The following is a 19222-nucleotide window of genomic DNA, read 5'->3' as shown; positions in this document are numbered from 1 at the left end:
CTTCGCAAACATTACGATTCCCGATTTTTCCAGGTAGCACCGGAAGGGGGAGTCGATGGCGCGAGTCCGGTGGTCAATACGTGATCGGCGGCTTTCATCGAAAGCGGAGCGCAACCGCCTGATGCTGGGTGGCGCGATATAAAAACACCCAAGAGAAGCAATCCTAACGAGAACAACAATGGCCGATTTGCATTGGACCATGCCAATCGCCAGATGGACGTCGATTTCGACCGCGGGGGTGCCGGGCGTCGAAGCCCTCGATCCGATGGTGCGACGCCGCTTGAGCCGGCTGTCGCGGCTCGCGCTCCAGGCGGCCTACGATTGCGCCGGAACGGAAAATCCGTTGCGCATGGTGTTCGCATCGCGTCACGGTGAACTGGTGCGCACCACCGGCATTCTTGCCGACATCGGCGCGTCGGAACCTGTCTCGCCGACGGCCTTCAGTCTCTCGGTTCTCAATGCCGTTACGGGTATTTTCGGAATCGCCCGTCGCGACCGAACGGCAGCCACGGCGATCGCGGCCGGCCATGAAACCCTGGGCTACGCGCTGCTCGAAGCCTTTTCCCAGTACGCAACGTCGCCGGGCTCGCCGGTGCTGCTCGTCTATGCGCACGAGCCAGCCGATCCCGTTTATGGCGATGTCGATGACGATCCTGAAAGTGTCGGGCTGGCCATTCTGATTGGCGCCGGTGAATCGGCCGACTATCTGACCTGTGAGATGGCGGCGGGCGACGCGGGAGATGCCGACGATGCGGCCGGTACGCAAAGCGAGGCGGTGCTGCGTTGCCTGTCCGCGCGCACCACGGCGTCGTGGCGCTGTCAGCACGCATCCTGGCGATGGAGCTTGCATGATCGCGCGACTTGACTACGGCTGGCGTCTGTTCGCGACCGGTGCGAGCCTGGCGTTTTTTGCGCTGTGCGGATCGGCGTTCTCGTTGTTGGCGATCGTCGTCGGCGGATTATGGCCGCATCGGCGCTCGCGTCAGCGCGGGGTGACGCTTGTCATCCATTATTTCTTCCGCGCGCTGGTCGCGATGCTGCAACACATCGGCGTGATGAGGCTCGAGCTGAGCGGCGCGGAGCGCCTCGCAAAGGACGGCCCTGCAATCGTCGTCGCGAACCACCCGACCTGGCTCGACGTCATGGTGCTGCTGTCGCTGACGCCGAAGGCGTGCTGCGTCGTAAAGCGTGGTCATTGGGGCAACCCCTGTTTCTGGGGTATCGTCCGCGCGGCCGAGTACGTGAGCAATGCCGATGCCGTCCATCTCGTCGAGGCCGGCGCGCGACAACTGGCGGCGGGCTACACGATGATCATCTTCCCCGAGGGGACGCGCAGTCCGGGCGGCAATCGCCTGCATTCGTTCTCACGTGGTTTCGCACATATGGCGCTGCAATCCCGCACCCGGATCCAGCCGGTGCTGATCGATTGCGACCCACCGGTATTTACCAAGGCGCTGCGCTGGTATCACGTGCCGGCTCGAGCATTTCGTATGCGCATCGACGTCCTCGAGCCGATGGACCTGAACCGGCTGGCGCCGAACGTGACATCACCGTCGATTGCCGCTCGCAGCATCGCCCGCGAGGTGGAAGTGCACATTACTCAAAGCCTGTTTCAGCATGGATACTTTAAAACTGCAAATTAAGCAGCTTCTGATCGAGATGCTCGATCTCAGCGACATGGCGGTCGACGACATCGACGACGATGCGCCACTGTTCTCGACGGACGGAATCGGACTCGATTCAGTCGATGCGCTCGAAGTCGGCATCATGCTGCGCAAGAAATTTCACCTGACGATCGCGGCGAACGACGAACGCACGAAAGCGCATTTCCGTTCGATCAACACGCTGGCGGCGTTCATTGCCGACCAGCAGTCTCATCAGGCATCGCAAGAAGCCGTGCTGGAAAAAGGGAGTCATTCGTGACCGACGCAGAAATCCTGGAGCGCATCCGCGCCATCTTTCATGAGAATTTCGCGATCGAGCCGGAGCGGGTGACGCCCGATACGCACCTGTTCGAAGAGCTTGATCTGGACAGCATCGACGCGGTCGATCTGGCCATCAAGCTTCAGGAAATGACAGGCAGGCGCATCAAACCGGAAGAGTTCAAATCGGTGCGGACCGTCGGTGACGTTATCGCCGCCGTTCACGTGTTGCTCACGCGCGCTTGACGATGGTGGTGACGGGCATGCGGGCTACTACGGGCACGGTCCTGCCGCGCTGGGCAGGTGTCACGACCAGGGCTGCACTGGTCCTTGCCTATCCGCTCGTCATCCTGTTTGCGTGGCAGAGCATGTCGCCGCGTTACGTCGGTTGCCTGTTGATCGCATTGCTGTGGCTGCAGCGCACGGTCGGCAAAGGCACGCTGGCGAAGGCGCTCAAACGCCTCACGCTGCTCGACTGGGGCGTGGCCGGTGCATTGACCGTGTTGTCGGCCGCGATTGCCGTGACCGATAGCGAACGACTTCTTCATCTCTACCCGGCATGCGTGAGTGTCGGCTTGTTGGTCGCGTTCGGCGCGACGCTGCGGCACGGTCCGACCATGATCGAAAAATTCGCACGACTGACTTATCCCGAACCGAGTCCGGAAATCGTCGGGTACACACGGCGCGTCACACAGGTGTGGTGCGCGTTCTTTATCGTAAACGGCAGTTTTTCGGTTTATACGGCGCTGTACTGGAGCCGTGCGGGATGGGCGCTTTACAACGGGCCGATCGCGTATGTGCTGATCGGTGCGTTGATAGCAGGCGAGTGGCTGTGGCGCAGGCGCTTCATCGCCGTCGCGCGAAAGCGAACGGGTGTCGCATGATTGCGCTGCACGAGATCCTGTGTGCCGAAGCGGATAGCGGAGTGGCGGTTTGTCGCGATGGCGCCGAGGTGCTGACGCTGGGTGATCTGCGCGCTCGCGCCGGCGCGATTGCGAGGGTGGTGGAAGCGAGCGGCGCGCGACGCGTCGCGATCTGCACGGATGATCCGTACGAGTTCGCGTGTGCATTGTTTGCGGTTGCGGCGGCGCACGGGGAAGTCGTGATTCCAGCCAGCAGCGCACCCGGCTATCTTGGTGCACTGGCGCATGCATACGACCTCGTGCTGGATGCGCCGGCACTGGCCGCGTGCGGGCACGACACGGATGCCGGATCTGCGCGCTTCACCCGCCCGATCGATGCTGTCGCAGCGGTGACGCTTTACACGTCGGGCAGCAGCGGCACCGCGAAGCCGGTGCGAAAGTCGCTCGCGCAGCTCGATGCCGAAGTGCGCACGTTGCAGCGAGAATGGGGCGACCGGACAGGCGCGGCAGTGACACTGTCGAGCGTACCGCATCATCACATCTACGGACTGCTCTTCAGGATCCTTTGGCCACTGGCGGCCGGCCGCGCGTTTGACCGGATGACGGTGCTTGAACCGCTGCAACTGCAGCAGCGGCTGGCCGAATACGGTGGCGGTGTCGTGGTCTCCACGCCGTCGCAACTGATGCGCTGGCCGGCGTTGCCCGGTTTTCCGATGCGGGCGCCCATGCCGTGCGCGTTCTTCTCGTCGGGCGGCCCGTTGCCGGCCGATGCGGCTACGGCCTATTCGAACGCATTCGGCGCTGCGCCGCTCGAGATATTTGGCAGTACCGAAACCGGTGGCATTGCATGGCGTCGCCAGGACGTTGCGCACGCGTGGCAGCCGCTAAACGGCGTCGACGTGCGCTGCGACGACGATGGCGTGCTGTGCGTTCGCTCTGCCCATCTCCGCCACGATCGCTGGCACCGCACCGACGACACCGCACGATTCGACACGAACGGTCGCTTTGCACTCGCAGGACGACGCGATCGCGTCGTCAAGCTGGACGGCAAGCGCGTGTCGCTGCCGGAGCTCGAGGCGCGGATACTCGCGCATGCATACGTCGAGCAAGCGGCGGCCGTGGTGGTCGACGGCACGACGCGCGCGCACGTCGGCGTCGTGGCGGTATTGACCGCGGCGGGGCGCGATGCGCTGGCGGCGGATGGACGGGTTGCCGTTGCCACGACCTTGCGGCACGCGCTCGGTGCATATTTCGACGCGGCCGCATTACCGCGCTACTGGCGGTTCCTGCACGCGATGCCGTTCGATGCACGCGGCAAGTTGCCCGCCGCCGCGCTGGCGGCCGCATTCACGGCTACGCCGGAGGGCTTTGAACTGCTCGCGTCATGGCGCAGCGACGACGCGTTGCATTACGAGTTGCGCGTGCCGCCCACGCTCGCGCATTTCGATGGTCATTTTCCGGGGCTGCCGATCCTGCCCGGAGTCGTGCAAATCGACTGGGCTGCGCGCCTGGCTGGCCGCGAGATGCCGACCGTGCGCGAAATCCGTTCCGTCGAACACCTGAAATTCAAGGCGCCGGTGCCGCCGGGCGCGGTGCTGTCGCTGCGTATCGCGCATGACCGTGTACGCGGCTCCACGCGCTTCGCGTTCCGTTGCGGCGACCGCGAATGCACATCGGGCGTTCTGGTCTATGGCACGGCGGCCCGATGAGCGACACCTGCATCGTCATTCCGATCTACAACCATCGCGCCGCGATCGGCGGCACGCTGGCGCGCCTCGCCGTGCACGGCCTGCCGATCCTGGTGATCGACGACGGCAGCGACGAGCCGACGCAACAGGTGCTGGCCACGCTGGCGACGCGCTACGCGGGCCTCGTGACGCTGCTGCGCTTGCCGGTCAACGGCGGAAAGGGTGCGGCGGTCATGGAAGGATTGCGCGCCGCGCGTGCCCGGGGCTATCGGCACGCGATTCAGATCGATGCCGATGGCCAGCACGACGCGGCCGATGTGCCGAAGTTCGTGGCGGCCGCGCAGGCCGAGCCGGACGCCGTGATTCTCGGCCGGCCGCGTTTCGACCACAGCGTTCCGAAGGCGCGCCTGTACGGCCGCTACCTCACGCATGCATGGGTGTGGATCGAAACCCTGTCGCTGGACATTCCCGATGCGATGTGCGGGTTTCGTCTTTATCCGGTCGACCTCGTCTGCGAACTGATCGACGCGGTATCGATGCCCACGCGGATGGCTTTCGACAGCGAAATCCTGGTCCGTCTCCACTGGCGCGGCCTCGCGTTCAGGACGGTTCCGACGCGCGTCATCTACCCGGTCGACGGTGTGTCCCATTTCGATGTCTGGCGCGACAACGTGCGCATCAGCCTGAGCCACACACGGCTCGTCGCGGGGATGCTCGCCCGCGCGCCGATGCTCCTGACACGCCGTCTGGCCGGGCGGCGCGGCGCGGCGCCGACGGGCCGCACGCGCGCATGGTGGCGCATGCCGGAGCGCGGCAGCCGGATCGGCATGGCGTTGCTGGCGCTCAGCTGCCGCTGGTTCGGCAAGGGCTTCACGTCGTTCTGGCTGCATCCCATCGTCGGCTATTTCGTGCTGACGAATCGTACGGCGCGCACCGCGTCGCATGCGTATATCGCGCGCCTGCGCGATGCGGAGGCGGCGGCCGTGCCGAAGCCGGGATGGCGCAGTGCTTACCGGCACATGCTTGCCTTTGCACAGGCAGGATTCGACAAGTTCGTCGCGTGGTCCGGCCGTCTCGACGAGCTCGACGTGCGTTTCGACGATTCGTCCGCGTTCGATGGGCTCGCGGCGAGCGGGCGCGGCGCACTCGTGATCGGCGCGCATCTGGGCAACCTGGAAATGACACGGGCGCTTGCGCTGCGCGACGCACACACGAAGGTGACGGCGATCGTCTACACCGAGCATGCGAAGCGTTTTACCGGCGTGCTTGCCGGCGCGAACCGGGAATTCGGCAAACAGCTCGTCGAGGTGTCGAACTTCGGACCCGATACGGCGATGATGATGCAGTCGCGCATCGACGCGGGAGAGTTGCTCGTGATTGTCGGCGACCGCGTGCCGCCGCGTGATTCCGGTAAAACGGTCGACGCCCGTTTTCTCGACGCGACTGCGCCGTTCGCGCAGGGCCCGTATATCCTCGCCCACGCCCTTGGTTGTCCTGTCTATCTGTTCTTCTGCCTGAAGGAGGCGCACGGTTACCGCCTCTATTTCGAGCCGTTCGCCGACCGGATCGAGCTACCGCGCCGTGAGCGCGCCGAACACGTCGCGGCATGGGCGCAGCGCTACGCCGCGCGGCTCGAACATTATTGCCGCAAGGCTCCCTACCAATGGTTCAATTTCTTCGATTTCTGGGCGCGGCCCGATGGAGGTCCGCGTGGCGGAGCATGACATGAACGACGTCGCGGCATGCACCGCCGCGGATCAGAATCGGCCGGCCGTCGTGGTCGGAGGCCGCCATCTGACGATCGAGGACGTCGTCGCGATCGCCCGCGACGGTGCGCCCGTTGCACTGAACGCGGGACCCGAATGGCGCGCGCGGATCGAGCGCGGTGCGACCTGGCTACGCGCCTATCTCGCGAATGGCGGCACGCTGTATGGCGTAACCACCGGATATGGCGACGCCTGCGTGGTAGAGGTGCCGCCGTCGCTCGTCGAAGCGCTGCCGCTGCAGCTGACCCGCTATCACGGGTGCGGCATGGGTGACCGGTTCGATGCGACGCAAACGTTGTCCATCATCGTCGCCCGGCTCAACTCGCTCGCCTTCGGCTACTCGGGCGTGCGGTTCACGTTGCTGGAACGGCTGGCCGACATGGTGAATCACCGCATCCTGCCACGTATTCCATCGGAAGGCTCGGTCGGCGCGAGCGGCGACCTGACACCGCTGTCCTACGTAGCCGCGGCGCTGGTCGGCGAGCGCACCGTCGTGTTCGACGGCGCCGAGCGGGACGCGCGGGAGGTGTGGCATGCGATCGATCGCACGCCGCTGACGCTCGCGCCGAAGGAAGGACTGGCGTTGATGAACGGCACGGCGGTCATGACCGGGCTGGCCTGTCTCGCGTTTGCGCGCGCCGACTACCTGACACGTGTGGCCGCTCGCCTGACGGCATTGACCACCGTCGCGCTCGACGGCAGGGCCGGGCACTTCGATGCGCGGCTGTTCGACGCGAAACCCCACGCGGGGCAGGCGGAGGCGGCGGCGTGGATCCGCGCCGACCTGGTCGGGCGCGACGAATTGCCCGGACGCCGGTTGCAGGATCGCTATTCGGTACGTTGCGCACCGCACGTGATCGGCGTGGCGCGCGACGCATTGTCGTGGATGCGCCGCGATATCGAGAACGAGCTGAACAGTGCGAACGACAATCCGCTGATCGACCCGGACGAAGGGTGCGTACTGCATGGCGGCAATTTCTACGGCGGTCATATCGCGTTCGCGATGGATGCGCTGAAGACCGCGGTGGCCAACCTCGCGGACCTGATGGACCGCCAGCTTGCGCTGCTAGTCGACGACAAGTTCAGCAATGGACTCCCGCGCAACCTGACGGGCGCCGGGCCGGAACGCGCCGCGATCAACCATGGATTCAAGGCCGTGCAGATCTCGTCTTCCGCGTGGACGGCGGAGGCGCTGAAGCTCACGATGCCGGCGAGCGTGTTCTCCCGCTCGACGGAGTCGCACAATCAGGACAAGGTCAGCATGGGGACGATTGCTGCGCGCGATTGCCTGCGCGTTCTGACCTTGACCGAACAGGTTGCGGCGGCGCATGTGCTCGCGACCGTGCAGGCTACCCGGCTGCGACTTCGCGATAATCAGCAAACACAACTTTCGCCCGCGCTTCGCGCGTTCGTCGACGATGTGGATCGTCAATCGCCGCTGGTGGTCGAGGACCGGCCGCTCGAAGCCGAGTTGCGCGCGCTGACCGCGCGTCTTGCCGCGTGCGAGGCGATCGGCGGCGCGTACGGCGGAATCCGGCACGGGGAGGCGGCATGAACGCATCTCGTCCGCCGCTGACCGCGACGGCCCGTGTCGAGGTCCTGTTTCACGACGTCGATGCCATGAACGTCTGCTGGCACGGTCATTACCTGAAGTACTTCGAGAGCAGCCGTGCTGCGTTGCTGCGCATGATCGACTACGACTATCCCGCGATGCTGGCGTCGGGCTACATGTGGCCGGTGGTGGAGGCGCATCTGAAGTACGTTCGTCCGGCCCATTACAGTCAGCAGCTCGACGTGCGCGCGACGCTGCTCGAATTCGAGAACCGGCTGAAGATCGGGTACGAAATCGTCGACGCGGCGTCCGGCGAGCGCTTGACGAAGGGGTATACGGTGCAGCTGGCCGTCGATGCGACGACGCGCGAACTGCAGTTCGTGTCGCCGCCGACCCTGATCGAAAAGGTGCATGCACAATGGGCCTGAATGCGCACTACCGATGGTTTGCGGCGGTGACGCTGACCGTATGCATGACGCTCTCCGGCGGCACGGTGCTGGCCGCCCCGGCGCCGGTTGCGGCGTCGCGGCCGTCGAATGCCGCGCTCGTGTCCGACGTCGCGGCGCGGCTCGCGCGCGTTGGCGCGATTCGCACGGATTTTCGGCAGACTCAGACGCTGTCGGCGATGAAGCAGCCGCTCGTCAGCACTGGATCGATGTTGTTCGATCGCAGGTCGGGCGTCGTCTGGCGAATCGAGACGCCTTACAAGGCCACTTACGTGATCACCGATAGCGGCGTGCGCGAGGTCGGCGCGGACAGGCACCTCGTCGCGCCCGGCGGTGGCGGCCGCGGCGTCGCACAAGTGTCACGCATGATGCGCGACATGCTCGGGGGTGACCTGTCGGCGCTGTACGCGCAATTCGACGTCGATGCGAGCGGAACGCCGGAACGGTGGCGGATGGTGGTGCGGCCGAATCAGCCGCAGCTCGCCCAGGCGGTTCGTGTGCTCGAAATGAGCGGAGGCACTTATCTCGGCCGGCTCGACTTGACTTTTGCGAACGGCAATGTGACATCGCTGGAGTTCGCTCGGCCGACGCCGGTCGACGCACCCGCGCCGGTCGAACGCGCGTGGCTGGAGGCCCGGTGATGGATGCGGCGCGTGATGTCGTCGACGCATCGGGCGAACGCGCACGGCGGCGCGGACTGTGTGCTGCATGGCTGCTCGTTGCGCTCGTGGCGGCTGCGTACATTCTATGGCGCTTCTCGAGCGGGGCCGCGCCGCTGCAGACGAACCTGCTCGCGTTGCTGCCGGCTACCGAGGCAAACCCGGTTGCCGAGCGAGCGGTCGACATGCTCGGAGATGCGCTCGGCAATCGCACCGTCTACCTGGTGACCGACCCGGACGCCGCCCGCGCCAAGGCCGCCGCGAAGCAGTTCGGTGCGCGGCTCGACGCCAGCGGAGCATTTCGTTCGGTGACGGTCGAGGTGCCGCCATTCAATCTGTCGGATATCTCGGCCACCTACATGCCGGCCCGTTTCGGTCTGCTGACGGATGCGGATCGCCGGTCGCTCGAGCAAGGCGGAGCCACGCTCGACGAACGATTGGTCCGGCGTCTCTATGCACCGCCCGTGGACGGCTTGCAGACCGCCGTGGCGGACGACCCGTTCGGCTGGTTGCAGCACTGGCTCGGCGAGCTGCCGCTCGCGGCGTCCAATCTGTCACTCGAGGACGGCATGCTGGTGTCGCATCGCGATGGCGCAACTGGCGTCCTCGTGATGACGTCGTTGCCGGGCTCGGCTTACGAATCGAAGATCCAGCACGCCGTGCGCGTCGCGACGGACGATGCGGAACATGCGCTCGCGGCCGAGTTTCGGGGCGTTCGCGTCGACCGCGCCGGCGCGGTCTTTCATGCGGAAGCAGCGCGTGCCAGCGCCGAGCGCGACGTACACGTGATCGGCGCGGTATCGCTGGGCGGCATCGCGCTGCTGCTCATGAGCGTATTCCGTTCGCCGCGCCTGCTGGTGCTCGCGTTCGCGTCGACGGCATTCGGCATCGTGTGCGCGCTGGCGGCAACGCTGCTCGTATTCGGCAAGCTGCACCTGTTGACGCTGGTGTTCGGTGTGAGTCTGATCGGCGAAGCCGTCGATTATTCGATCCAGTATTTCGTCGCGTATCTCTCCGCGGGGCGGCAATGGGATGCGCGTCGCGGTGCGGCGGCGGTCAGGCCGGCACTCATGGTGGCACTGGCGACCAGTCTGCTGGGTTACGCGATCCTGATGTGGGTGCCGTTCCCCGCGCTCAAGCAGATCGCGTGCTTTGCAATCGTCGGAATCCTCAGCGCGTTCGCGGCCGTCACAGGCTTTTTGCCGCTCATGCTGACGAAGGGGCCACGGCGCGTGCCGTCCGGTGTTTTCGCGTGCGCAATCCGCCTGCTGCACGGATGGCAATCGCTGCTGGCCGGTCGGCGCGCCCTGTTCGCTGCCATGCTGGTTGCGCTGGTTGCGATCCCGGGTTGGACCCTCTTGAAGAGCGACGACGACATTCATCTGCTGATCCAGCGCGATGCGGACCTCGCGCGGCAGGAGAACAATATTCGCGCGGCGGTCGGGCTGGCGAACACGGCACAGTTCTTCGTCGTTCAGGGCGCAACGCCGGAGGAGGTGCTCGAGCGTTCGGAGGCACTGATCGGGTCGCTCGATCAGCAGCGGGTCAGCCGTGTCCAGTCGGTCACGACGTTCGTGCCGTCGGCCAAGCAGCAGGCGCATGACCGTGCGGTGCTGGACGCGCACGTGTTTGCCGATACCGCCACACTGCGCGGGACGCTGGCGCGCGCGGGCTTCCGCGACGAGGCGGTCGACGCGTGGATCAACGCGTATTCCCGCAATGCCCCGGAGACGCTGTCCATCGACACGTGGCTGGCGGCACGCTGGTCGGCGCCGTTCCGCTATTTGTGGCTCGGACGAATCGAGGGCGGCGCCGGTCCCGTCGATGCGGCGCTAGCGATTCCCGAGCGGGTCGATGCGGCGAATGCCGAGACTTTCGCCGCCGTCGCGCGCACGCTGCCGGGCGTATCGTGGGTAGACAAGGCATCGAGTGTGTCGAGCCTGTTCGGTGCCTACCGGGTCGACAGCGGCCTGTGGCTGGCTGGCGCGCTCGTCGTGGTCGCCGGACTGCTGATGTGGCGCTACGGCGTGCGGGGCGGCATCGCAACGACGTTGCCGGTCGTGTTCGCCATTGCGTTGACGCTTGCGGCGTTCGGCTATGCACGGGTGCCGCTTACGCTGTTCAATTGGCTCGCGCTGATGCTGGTACTCGGCGTGGGCGCCAACTACGCGGTGTTCCTCCGCGAAGGCTGCATGCGAGACAGTGCCGGCATCGGCGCAGTGTGGACCGGCGTGCTGCTGTCGGCGGCCACGACCTTGCTGTCGTTCGGGATGCTCGGAGCGAGCGCGATGCCCGCGCTGCGAAGCTTCGGCACGACCCTCGCGATGGGCATCGTGTTTTCGGTGCTGTTCGCGCCGCTTGCCACGCCGTCCACGAAGGAGTGTCGCGCATGAATTCGAAACAGGCGCCGGTTTATCTGTCGGCACCCGGCATGATCAACGCGCTTGGCGCAACCACGGACGAAATCGTCGACGCATTGTGCGCCGGCATCGCACCGGGCATGGCGCCGCGCACCGATGTTCCCGCCGGCGGCTGGGTCGGGCGCGTGCGGTCGGCACTCGATGTCGCGCCGCCCGAATCCCTCGCGCATTTCGATTGCAGGAACAATCGCCTGCTGCTTGCGGCGCTGGCGCAGATCGGATCCTGCGTCGACGCGGCGATCGCGCGTTACGGCCCGCGCCGGGCCGGTGTCGTGATCGGCACGAGTACGTCCGGGATCCAGGCGGCAGAGCAGGCACTCGCACAGCGTGCCGCAACGGGCGCGATGCCAGCCGGATTCGACTATCGGCAGATGGAAATCGGCACGGCGGCGCCGTTCGTGCGTGCGGCGCTGGGTGTGGCCGGGCCGGCCTACACGCTGTCGACGGCCTGCACATCGAGCGCGAAGGCATTTGCAGCCGCGCGCCGCCTGTTGCAGTTGAGGCTGTGCGACGCGGTCGTCGTCGGTGGAGCGGATTCGCTGTGCGAGCTGACATTGCAAGGCTTCGCCTCGCTCGAATCGGTCAGCCCGGGGCGGACCAATCCGATGAGCCGGAACCGGAGCGGCATCAATATCGGCGAAGGCGCCGCGCTGTTCGTGATGTGCCGCGATGAAGCCCCGGTGCGGCTGGCCGGCGTTGGCGAGTCGAGCGATGCGCATCACATCTCCGCGCCCGACCCGGCGGGATATGGCGCGGAGGACGCGCTGCGCGCCGCGCTTGCGGACGCCGGCGTGGCTTCGTCCGCGATCGGCTATGTGAACCTGCACGCGACGGCGACGCGCCTGAACGACGAAATGGAAGCGAAGGTGACGGCGCGGGTGTTTCCGCACGGCGTGCCGGCGAGCGGGACCAAGCCGCTGACGGGGCACATGCTGGGCGCGGCTGGCGCGACCGAACTCGGATTCGGCTGGCTGACGCTGGCCCGCGGGATCCCGCTACCGACGCACGTCTGGGACGGTGAGCACGATCCGGCGCTGCCGAAGCTCGATCTCGTCCACGGCGAGCGCCGCCTCGCGGGCGATGCAACAGGGCGCTATGTAATGAGCAATTCGTTCGCTTTCGGTGGCAGCAATGCCAGCCTGATTCTCGGAGCCTGACATGCATGCCGAACCATTGATCGACGCGTTGCACGGCGGTGCGGATATCCCGGTCGGGAACGTGCCGGACGTATTGCCGCATCGCGGCACGATGCTGCTGCTCGATGCGATCGAGCGCTGCTCGGAAACCGGCATCGAAGTGAGCGCGACCGTGCGCCGCGATGCGTGGTATGCCGACGGCAGCGGGGCGATGCCGGCGTGGATCGGCATCGAGCTGATGGCGCAGGCGATCGCCGCGCACGTCGGCCTGCTCGCGGCACATGCGGGCGGCCGCGCGAAGCCGGGCGTGCTGCTCGGGGCCAACCGCTATGTCGCGCATCGCACGACGTTCGGCGCGGACACGGTGCTGCGCATCGTCGCGCGGGAACTGCTGCGCGGCGACGAGGGGCATGGCGCATACGAATGCGCGATTCATGCCGAAGGTCAGTGTTGCGCGGAAGCCGTCGTCAAGGTGTACCAACCAAACGATTTCCAATCTTTTATCGAAGGGAGCTTCAATTCATGACTCGGCGAGTTCTCGTGACAGGGGCGAGCCGCGGCATCGGCCGCGCCGTGGCACTGCGCGTGGCGTCCGACGGCTTCGCCGTGACGGTTCATTGCCGCACCGGGCGCGAGGCAGCGGAAGCGGTCGCCGCGACGATTCGCGCGCAGGGCGGCACGGCCAGCGTGTTGCAGTTCGACGTGCGCGATCGTGCGGCATGCCGGCGCGAGCTGGAGGCCGACGTCGAAGCGAACGGCGCTTACTACGGGATCGTCTGCAACGCAGGCGTGACGCGGGACGGTGCATTTCCGGCGTTGTCCGAAGAGGACTGGGACGTCGTGATCGAAACCGGGCTGGACGGGTTCTACAACATCGTTCATCCGCTGACCATGCCGATGGTGCGCCTGCGTAGCGGCGGACGCATCGTGACGATCGCGTCCGTGTCGGGCGTGATGGGCAATCGCGGCCAGGTCAACTACAGCGCAGCGAAGGCGGGCCTGATCGGCGCGACCAAGGCGCTGGCGGTCGAACTGGCATCGCGCAAGATCACGGTCAATTGCGTTGCTCCGGGGCTGGTTGACACCGGCATGCTCGACGACGTGCCGCTCGAGCACGCGTTGAAGACGGTGCCGATGGGCCGCGTCGGTCAACCCGACGAAGTCGCGGCGGTAGTCGGCTTCCTGATGTCGGATGCGGCGACCTACGTCACCCGGCAAGTAATCGGCGTCAACGGCGGGATGGTGTGATGAAGCGAGTGGTCGTGACGGGGATGGGTGGCGTGACCGCCTTCGGCCAAAGCTGGCCGGAAATCGAGGCGCGCTTGCGCGACGGGCGCAATGCGGTGCGGCGCATGCCGGAATGGGATTGCTACGAAGCGCTGCATACGCGGCTCGCGTGTCCGTTGCCGGCCTTCGAGTTGCCGGGCACGTATCCGCGCAAGAAGACGCGTTCGATGGGGCCGGTTTCGATGTACGCGGTGCGAGCGAGCGAACTCGCACTGGCGGATGCGGGGCTGACCGACGATCCGTCGATCCGGGACGGCCGGATGGGCGTCGCGTACGGGTCGTCGTCGGGATCGGTCGAACCGATCCGGGCGTTCGGCACGATGATCGAGACGGGTTCGATGCGGGACGTCACATCGAACAGTTACGTGCAGATGATGCCGCACACGACGGCGGTCAACGTCAGTCTGTTCTGGGACCTGAAAGGCCGGATCGTGCCGACGTCGTCCGCCTGCGCGTCCGGCAGCCAGGCGATCGGCTATGCCTACGAGGCGATCGCGACGGGCAAGCAGACGCTGATGCTGGCGGGCGGCGCAGAAGAGTTGTCGGGCCCGGCGGTGGCGGTGTTCGATACGTTGTACGCGACCAGCACGCGCAACGATAACGCGAACCTGACGCCGCGCCCGTTCGACGCCGCTCGTGACGGCCTGGTTGTCGGGGAAGGTGCGGCGACGCTGGTGCTCGAGGAATACGAGCACGCGATCGCGCGCGGCGCGACGATCCATGCGGAGATCGTCGGCTTCGGCTGCAATTCCGACGGTGCACATATCACCCAGCCGACGGCCGAGACGATGGCGGTCGCCATGCGTCTCGCGCTGGGTGACGCGGGGCTCGACGCCGATGCGATCGGCTACGTCAACGCGCACGGTACGTCGACCGATCGAGGCGACGTGGCGGAGAGTCACGCGACGGCGTCCGTGTTCGGTGAGCGTATGCCGATCAGTTCGCTGAAAAGCTATGTGGGTCATACATTGGGCGCGTGCGGCGCGCTCGAGGCGTGGTGGACGATCGAGATGATGAAGCGCAACTGGTACGCACCGACGCTCAATCTCGAGACAGTCGATCCAGCCTGTGCACCGCTCGACTACATCGTCGGCGACGCGCGACGGATCGATGTGGAATTCGCGATGAGCAACAACTTCGCATTCGGCGGAATCAACACGTCGTTGATTTTCCGGCGGGCCGGCCGGTGACGGCGCGCGTCGTCGTCACCGGGCTCGGCATCGTGTCGTGCCTCGGTAATTCGCTGGACGAAGTATCGGCCGCGCTGCGAGCCGGTCGCTCGGGCGTGAGTCACGTGAGCGCATGGCGCGAGCGCGGTTTTCGCAGCCAGGTCGCAGGGGTGGCGTCGGTCGCATCGGCGGCGCGTTTTTCGCGCAAGCACGAACGGTTCATGGGCGACACGGCGCGCTTTGCGGCGCATGCGGCCGCGTCGGCGCTCGACGATGCGGGCATCGATGCCGGGATGCTTCGTTCGCCGCGCGCGGGCGCGATCGTGGGATCGGGCATCGGATCGATGGCCGATTACGACGATGCGATGACGATTGCGCAGCATCGCGGTATCGACAAGACGCCACCTTATGTCGTTCCGAAGGCGATGGGCAGCACGGCGTCGGCATGCGTTGCGCAGTTGTTCGGCATCGAGGGCGTGTCGTACTCGCCGTCGTCCGCGTGCACGAGCGCGGCGCTTGCGATCGGGCAAGCGACGCAATTGATCCGGTCCGGTTGCCAGGACATCGTGCTTGCGGGCGGAAGTGAGGCGCTGCACGACAACATGACGTTGATGTTCGACGCGATGGGTGTGTTGTCCGGCAGTTTCAACAGTACGCCGGATTGCGCGTCGCGTCCGTATGCGCTTGGCCGCGATGGCTTCGTGATCGCGTCCGGCGCAGGCATTCTCGTGCTCGAATCGCTCGAGCACGCGCGTGCGCGTGGTGCGCGAATTTACGCGGAGGTCGCCGGGTTCGGCCAATGCACGGACAGCGCCGGCATGGCGACGCCTCACGCGGCGGGGATCGCGCGGGCGATGCGCGGCGCGCTCGACGGCGGCGGACGGCGTCTGGACTACGTCAATACGCACGCGCCATCGACGCCGCTCGGAGACATCGAGGAACTGAAGGCGCTCATCGACGTATTTCGGGGCGACGTGCCGGCGTTCTCGTCGACGAAAGGCATGACGGGGCATCCGCTCGGCGCGAGCGGGGCGCATGAAGCGATCTATACGATCCTGATGATGCGCGACGGATTTGTCGCGGGCACGGCCGTCGGCCGCGAGCCCGATCCGGCAATCGCCGGCATGCCGCTCGTTCGAGACGCACGCGAATGGACGATCGAGCGGGCGCTGTCGGTTTCGTTCGGATTCGGCGGCAGCTGTGCAAGTGTGTTGTTGGATGCCTGGAAGGGCGATTGATGTGAACTTACTGAGCTGAGAGGACGATAACAATGAAGCACAAACGACATCTGGCCGGCATGTTGGTCGCGGCATCGTTGCTGACGGGGTGCGGCACCGTGGTCCGTTCGCTGCCTCTGCCGGCAGCGGCGACGGCATCGGACACGAGCGGCGTCGCGATCTATTTCGGCGCGCAACCGCACCCGGACGTCAAGACCAGCATCGGTCCGCGTTCGGAATCGGTCCGTGTGTCGCGCGGGACGCAGGCGGAACAGCCGACGTGCGACCAGGCGTTGGCCGAAGCGCTGAACCGTCTGCGCGTCTATGCGAAGAATCATGGCGGGAATGCGGTCATCAACGTGACGACGCGCTTTCATGAGAAGCGTTCAAATTCGACGAGCGAATATACGTGCGGCGTGAGCGGCAGTGCCGGTGCGATCGCCGTGTCGGGCGACGTCGTGCAGCTGAACGCGCAATGACGGGAGCGCACGTGAAATATCGCATTGCACTGGCGCTGTTCGGCGCGATGTTCGCGGTCTCGGTTGCACACGCACGGGACACGATCAACGATTATCCGATCGAAAGCGCATTGAAGAGCGAGGAAGGCAAGCTCGACAATGGCATCGCGCTCTATTTCGGCGATCAGGCGCATCCGCGCGTCATCAAGTCGTACGGTTCGTTCGCGACCAACAAGAAGACCAATTCATTCGGCAAGAGCGACGAGGCGGCGTGCCAGCACGTATTCCTGTCGGCCGTGATCGAGCTTCAGGCGCGCGCGCGAAAGGAGGGCGGCAATGCCGTCATCGGCATCAAGAGCAATTACCGCAACGTGTTGCGATCCAGCGCGACCGAGTTCACGTGCGGTGCCGGTGCGATCGTGGCCGGGGCAGCACTGACCGGCGAGATCGTGACGTTGAAGCCGTAATCGGCACGCGTCGGGAAGGGGCCGCCAGACGGCGGCCTTGTTCGCTCAGGCAGGTTTGCGTGCAGCGACGTTGACGAGCGTCTCGCGGCGCTTGCCGGGCTTCGGTGCATACAGGCCGATGCGCTCGAGCAGGCCGAAGTCTTTCGCGCGGCTCCACCACAGGTAGGGAAACGACACGTTGCACGGTTCGAACGCAAACCCGGCGTGGCGGAGCATCGCAAGGTAGCCGTCGGCGCTTTTCTGAACCTGCATCGGGTGACGGAACAGCAGTCGGATCACCCATGACTTGATGTACGCATCGGTCGATTCGGCGAACAGCAGCAGCCCGCCGGGTTTCAGCACGCGGCGAAAGTCGGCCAGTGCATGTTCCTGGTCGACGAGATGGTGAAAGGTCTGATGGCAGAACACGATGTCGACGCTCGAATCGGCAAGCGGAATCTGCGTGCAGTCGGCGTGATGCAGTTCGACGGGCGTTGCGCAGCGATGCGCCTCTTCCGACGCATGCTCGAGCGAGTCATCGTGGCAATCGATACCGATGATCTTGCCGGGCGAGAACGCTTCGCTCAGCAGGCGGAACGATTTACCCTGGCCGCAGCCTGCATCGAGGATGACGGGCGCCGTCGGCAGCGGCGCCGCGACAAGCCGCTTCAGATCGTCGATGGCCACTCTGAGCACGTGATGTTCCCAGGTATGCGTGCGAAGAAACCAGATGCCGAATCGGGTTTCGGGAACATAGGCGGGAGCGTGCGTGCGGTAGGACGTCATGGGCCTCTCGTCGGAATCTTGGATTTGTTGAGCGCCTATTGTAATTTGCAACGTCAAATCGTGGCGTGAGAAACGTAAGATACCCAATCAATCGAAGTGAATTGGCAAGCATGAGTGAAATGAAATCGAATTCGATCGACGTCGCGATCATCGGGGCAGGGCCGTCCGGTGCAGTCGCAGCCGCGCTGCTGCGCAAGGCCGGCCGCTCGGTGCTGGTGCTCGAACGTCAGCATTTTCCGCGCTTTTCGATCGGGGAAAGCCTGTTGCCCCAGAGCATGCGGTATCTCGAAGAGGCGGGCATGTTGCAGGCAGTCGTCGAGGCCGGCTTCCAGTTCAAGAACGGCGCGTATTTCGTTTATCGCGACAGGATGTCGTCATTCGATTTCCGCGAGAAGTTTTCCGAGGGCTGGGGAACGGCGTATCAGGTCGAACGCGCAACGTTCGACGATCTGCTGATCCGGTGTGCGGCCGAACAGGGCGCGGACGTGCGATTTGGCCATACCGTACGCGCTTTCGAGCCCGGCGATACGCCGCGGCTCGACGTCGTCGACGAGGCAGGCCACGAATATTCCGTTCAGGCGTCGTTCGTACTCGATGCGAGCGGGTTCGGTCGTGTGTTGCCGCGCTTGCTGGGGCTCGAGGCGCCCACCGGCCTGCCGACGCGCGCGGCCATCTTTTCGCACGTCGAAGACAGCTTGCCTGCCGGATCGACCGATCGAGACAAGATCTGCATTGCTGTCCATCCGGCGCGACGCGATGTGTGGTTCTGGATGATTCCGCTGACGAACGGACGTTCGTCGGTCGGGTGTGTGGCCGATGCCGGATTTCTGGACGTGCCGGATGCGCAGCAGGAATCGCTGTTGCGCGAATTGCTGCAGAGCGAGCCGACACTGTCGCGGCTGGTCGGCAGCAAGCCATTCGTGATGCCGGTGCGTCGCATTTCGGGCTATGCGTCGAATGTCGAGTCTCTGCACGGCCGCGGCTATGCATTGCTCGGTAACGCGGGCGAATTTCTCGATCCGATCTTCTCGTCGGGCGTGACGATCGCGCTGAGGTCCGCTCATCTGGCGGTTGCCGTGCTTGAACGGCAGTTGCGCGGTGAGACCGTCGACTGGGCGCGCGATTACGACGTCGCGTTGCGCAAGGGCATCGACACCTTCCGCGCCTTCGTCGAGCGTTGGTATTCAGGGACGCTGCAAGACATCGTGTTTCATGAAGACAAGGCATCCGACGTGAAGCGCATGGTCTGCTCGATCCTGGCCGGCTACGCGTGGGACGAGTCGAATCCGTTTGTGCGGGAACCGGCGCGCGGCCTCGACGTGCTCGCCGAATTCTGCCGTGCCGGCGGCCTCGGCTGATTCACCTGAGCCGCATGTGCGATACGGGAAGCCCGGACGTCGTGAGTGA

At 65.5% G+C, this 19222-nt stretch carries 20 protein-coding genes; 19 read left to right on the top strand and 1 reads right to left on the bottom strand.

Annotated features, from left to right (window positions below; translation table 11 throughout):
- The first annotated feature begins 178 nt into the window (after positions 1–178).
- The 18 genes from ACV22V_RS18565 to ACV22V_RS18480 are packed head-to-tail and all read left to right on the top strand — an operon-like array spanning position 179 to position 17050.
- Complete coding sequence (locus tag ACV22V_RS18565) at positions 179–865, top strand: beta-ketoacyl synthase chain length factor (protein WP_448014984.1); 687 nt, start codon at positions 179–181, stop codon at positions 863–865.
- The gene (locus ACV22V_RS18560; protein WP_059525107.1) at positions 849–1643 is read left to right on the top strand and encodes a lysophospholipid acyltransferase family protein; all 795 of its coding nucleotides are present in this window, start codon (positions 849–851) and stop codon (positions 1641–1643) included. Before ACV22V_RS18565 ends, ACV22V_RS18560 begins: the two co-directional genes overlap by 17 nt.
- Positions 1618–1923: a phosphopantetheine-binding protein gene (locus tag ACV22V_RS18555; protein ID WP_059525678.1), complete on the top strand. Its 306-nt coding sequence runs from the start codon at positions 1618–1620 to the stop codon at positions 1921–1923. Before ACV22V_RS18560 ends, ACV22V_RS18555 begins: the two co-directional genes overlap by 26 nt.
- On the top strand, positions 1920–2168 hold the full coding sequence (locus ACV22V_RS18550; RefSeq protein ID WP_059525109.1) for an acyl carrier protein: 249 nt from the start codon (positions 1920–1922) through the stop codon (positions 2166–2168). The genes ACV22V_RS18555 and ACV22V_RS18550 overlap by 4 nt, the downstream gene beginning before the upstream one ends.
- A gap of 2 nt (positions 2169–2170) precedes the next feature.
- Positions 2171–2806, top strand: a complete 636-nt coding sequence (locus ACV22V_RS18545) for a hypothetical protein (protein ID WP_448014982.1) — start codon at positions 2171–2173, stop codon at positions 2804–2806.
- Positions 2803–4494 carry an AMP-binding protein gene (locus tag ACV22V_RS18540; RefSeq protein WP_448015150.1) on the top strand — a complete coding sequence of 564 codons (1692 nt, stop codon included), beginning with the start codon at positions 2803–2805 and terminating at the stop codon, positions 4492–4494. Before ACV22V_RS18545 ends, ACV22V_RS18540 begins: the two co-directional genes overlap by 4 nt.
- Positions 4491–6197: a glycosyltransferase family 2 protein gene (locus ACV22V_RS18535; RefSeq protein ID WP_448014981.1), complete on the top strand. Its 1707-nt coding sequence runs from the start codon at positions 4491–4493 to the stop codon at positions 6195–6197. Before ACV22V_RS18540 ends, ACV22V_RS18535 begins: the two co-directional genes overlap by 4 nt.
- Positions 6184–7794, top strand: coding sequence for an HAL/PAL/TAL family ammonia-lyase (locus ACV22V_RS18530; protein WP_448015149.1), 1611 nt, complete (start codon positions 6184–6186; stop codon positions 7792–7794). The genes ACV22V_RS18535 and ACV22V_RS18530 overlap by 14 nt, the downstream gene beginning before the upstream one ends.
- Positions 7791–8219 carry an acyl-CoA thioesterase gene (locus ACV22V_RS18525; protein WP_059525117.1) on the top strand — a complete coding sequence of 143 codons (429 nt, stop codon included), beginning with the start codon at positions 7791–7793 and terminating at the stop codon, positions 8217–8219. The genes ACV22V_RS18530 and ACV22V_RS18525 overlap by 4 nt, the downstream gene beginning before the upstream one ends.
- Positions 8210–8878, top strand: a complete 669-nt coding sequence (locus tag ACV22V_RS18520) for a LolA family protein (RefSeq protein ID WP_448014979.1) — start codon at positions 8210–8212, stop codon at positions 8876–8878. The genes ACV22V_RS18525 and ACV22V_RS18520 overlap by 10 nt, the downstream gene beginning before the upstream one ends.
- Positions 8878–11289 carry an MMPL family transporter gene (locus ACV22V_RS18515; protein WP_448014978.1) on the top strand — a complete coding sequence of 804 codons (2412 nt, stop codon included), beginning with the start codon at positions 8878–8880 and terminating at the stop codon, positions 11287–11289. Before ACV22V_RS18520 ends, ACV22V_RS18515 begins: the two co-directional genes overlap by 1 nt.
- The gene (locus ACV22V_RS18510) at positions 11286–12473 is read left to right on the top strand and encodes a beta-ketoacyl-[acyl-carrier-protein] synthase family protein (RefSeq protein WP_448014976.1); all 1188 of its coding nucleotides are present in this window, start codon (positions 11286–11288) and stop codon (positions 12471–12473) included. Before ACV22V_RS18515 ends, ACV22V_RS18510 begins: the two co-directional genes overlap by 4 nt.
- Position 12474: 1 nt before the next feature.
- On the top strand, positions 12475–12978 hold the full coding sequence (locus ACV22V_RS18505; RefSeq protein WP_059525123.1) for a hotdog family protein: 504 nt from the start codon (positions 12475–12477) through the stop codon (positions 12976–12978).
- Positions 12975–13700, top strand: a complete 726-nt coding sequence (locus ACV22V_RS18500; RefSeq protein ID WP_059525124.1) for a 3-ketoacyl-ACP reductase FabG2 — start codon at positions 12975–12977, stop codon at positions 13698–13700. Before ACV22V_RS18505 ends, ACV22V_RS18500 begins: the two co-directional genes overlap by 4 nt.
- Entirely contained in the window at positions 13700–14929 is a 1230-nt protein-coding gene (locus tag ACV22V_RS18495; protein WP_059689938.1) for a beta-ketoacyl-ACP synthase, read from the top strand. The genes ACV22V_RS18500 and ACV22V_RS18495 overlap by 1 nt, the downstream gene beginning before the upstream one ends.
- Positions 14926–16146 carry a beta-ketoacyl synthase N-terminal-like domain-containing protein gene (locus tag ACV22V_RS18490; RefSeq protein WP_448014975.1) on the top strand — a complete coding sequence of 407 codons (1221 nt, stop codon included), beginning with the start codon at positions 14926–14928 and terminating at the stop codon, positions 16144–16146. The genes ACV22V_RS18495 and ACV22V_RS18490 overlap by 4 nt, the downstream gene beginning before the upstream one ends.
- Before the next feature lie 32 nt (positions 16147–16178).
- Positions 16179–16604 (top strand): hypothetical protein, encoded by a 426-nt coding sequence (locus ACV22V_RS18485; protein WP_059689940.1) that lies wholly within the window; start codon positions 16179–16181, stop codon positions 16602–16604.
- A gap of 11 nt (positions 16605–16615) precedes the next feature.
- Complete coding sequence (locus ACV22V_RS18480; RefSeq protein WP_179949243.1) at positions 16616–17050, top strand: excinuclease ABC subunit A; 435 nt, start codon at positions 16616–16618, stop codon at positions 17048–17050.
- A gap of 45 nt (positions 17051–17095) precedes the next feature.
- Here ACV22V_RS18480 and ACV22V_RS18475 read toward each other — a convergent pair whose 3' ends face one another.
- A complete protein-coding gene (locus ACV22V_RS18475; protein ID WP_059818952.1) occupies positions 17096–17815 on the bottom strand; it encodes a class I SAM-dependent methyltransferase in 720 nt (239 codons plus the stop codon).
- Positions 17816–17925: 110 nt separating this feature from the next.
- Here ACV22V_RS18475 and ACV22V_RS18470 point away from each other — a divergent pair, with 110 nt between their 5' ends.
- Complete coding sequence (locus tag ACV22V_RS18470; protein ID WP_448014973.1) at positions 17926–19173, top strand: NAD(P)/FAD-dependent oxidoreductase; 1248 nt, start codon at positions 17926–17928, stop codon at positions 19171–19173.
- Positions 19174–19222 lie beyond the last annotated feature (49 nt).

The sequence above is a fragment of the Burkholderia sp. AW33-5 genome (genome assembly GCF_053427615.1).
This window is presented reverse-complemented; position numbering and strand designations above follow the sequence as displayed.

What these genes read in the sequence shown, in the direction of transcription:
- ACV22V_RS18555 (WP_059525678.1), top strand. Translation starts at nt 1,618, where the DNA reads ATGGATACTTTAAAACTGCAAATTAAGCAGCTTCTGATCGAGATGCTC.
- ACV22V_RS18475 (WP_059818952.1), bottom strand. Translation starts at nt 17,815, where the DNA reads ATGACGTCCTACCGCACGCACGCTCCCGCCTATGTTCCCGAAACCCGA.
- ACV22V_RS18500 (WP_059525124.1), top strand. Translation starts at nt 12,975, where the DNA reads ATGACTCGGCGAGTTCTCGTGACAGGGGCGAGCCGCGGCATCGGCCGC.
- ACV22V_RS18515 (WP_448014978.1), top strand. Translation starts at nt 8,878, where the DNA reads ATGGATGCGGCGCGTGATGTCGTCGACGCATCGGGCGAACGCGCACGG.
- ACV22V_RS18505 (WP_059525123.1), top strand. Translation starts at nt 12,475, where the DNA reads ATGCATGCCGAACCATTGATCGACGCGTTGCACGGCGGTGCGGATATC.
- ACV22V_RS18525 (WP_059525117.1), top strand. Translation starts at nt 7,791, where the DNA reads ATGAACGCATCTCGTCCGCCGCTGACCGCGACGGCCCGTGTCGAGGTC.
- ACV22V_RS18520 (WP_448014979.1), top strand. Translation starts at nt 8,210, where the DNA reads ATGGGCCTGAATGCGCACTACCGATGGTTTGCGGCGGTGACGCTGACC.
- ACV22V_RS18560 (WP_059525107.1), top strand. Translation starts at nt 849, where the DNA reads ATGATCGCGCGACTTGACTACGGCTGGCGTCTGTTCGCGACCGGTGCG.
- ACV22V_RS18545 (WP_448014982.1), top strand. Translation starts at nt 2,171, where the DNA reads ATGGTGGTGACGGGCATGCGGGCTACTACGGGCACGGTCCTGCCGCGC.
- ACV22V_RS18510 (WP_448014976.1), top strand. Translation starts at nt 11,286, where the DNA reads ATGAATTCGAAACAGGCGCCGGTTTATCTGTCGGCACCCGGCATGATC.
- ACV22V_RS18495 (WP_059689938.1), top strand. Translation starts at nt 13,700, where the DNA reads ATGAAGCGAGTGGTCGTGACGGGGATGGGTGGCGTGACCGCCTTCGGC.
- ACV22V_RS18565 (WP_448014984.1), top strand. Translation starts at nt 179, where the DNA reads ATGGCCGATTTGCATTGGACCATGCCAATCGCCAGATGGACGTCGATT.
- ACV22V_RS18535 (WP_448014981.1), top strand. Translation starts at nt 4,491, where the DNA reads ATGAGCGACACCTGCATCGTCATTCCGATCTACAACCATCGCGCCGCG.
- ACV22V_RS18485 (WP_059689940.1), top strand. Translation starts at nt 16,179, where the DNA reads ATGAAGCACAAACGACATCTGGCCGGCATGTTGGTCGCGGCATCGTTG.
- ACV22V_RS18540 (WP_448015150.1), top strand. Translation starts at nt 2,803, where the DNA reads ATGATTGCGCTGCACGAGATCCTGTGTGCCGAAGCGGATAGCGGAGTG.
- ACV22V_RS18470 (WP_448014973.1), top strand. Translation starts at nt 17,926, where the DNA reads ATGAGTGAAATGAAATCGAATTCGATCGACGTCGCGATCATCGGGGCA.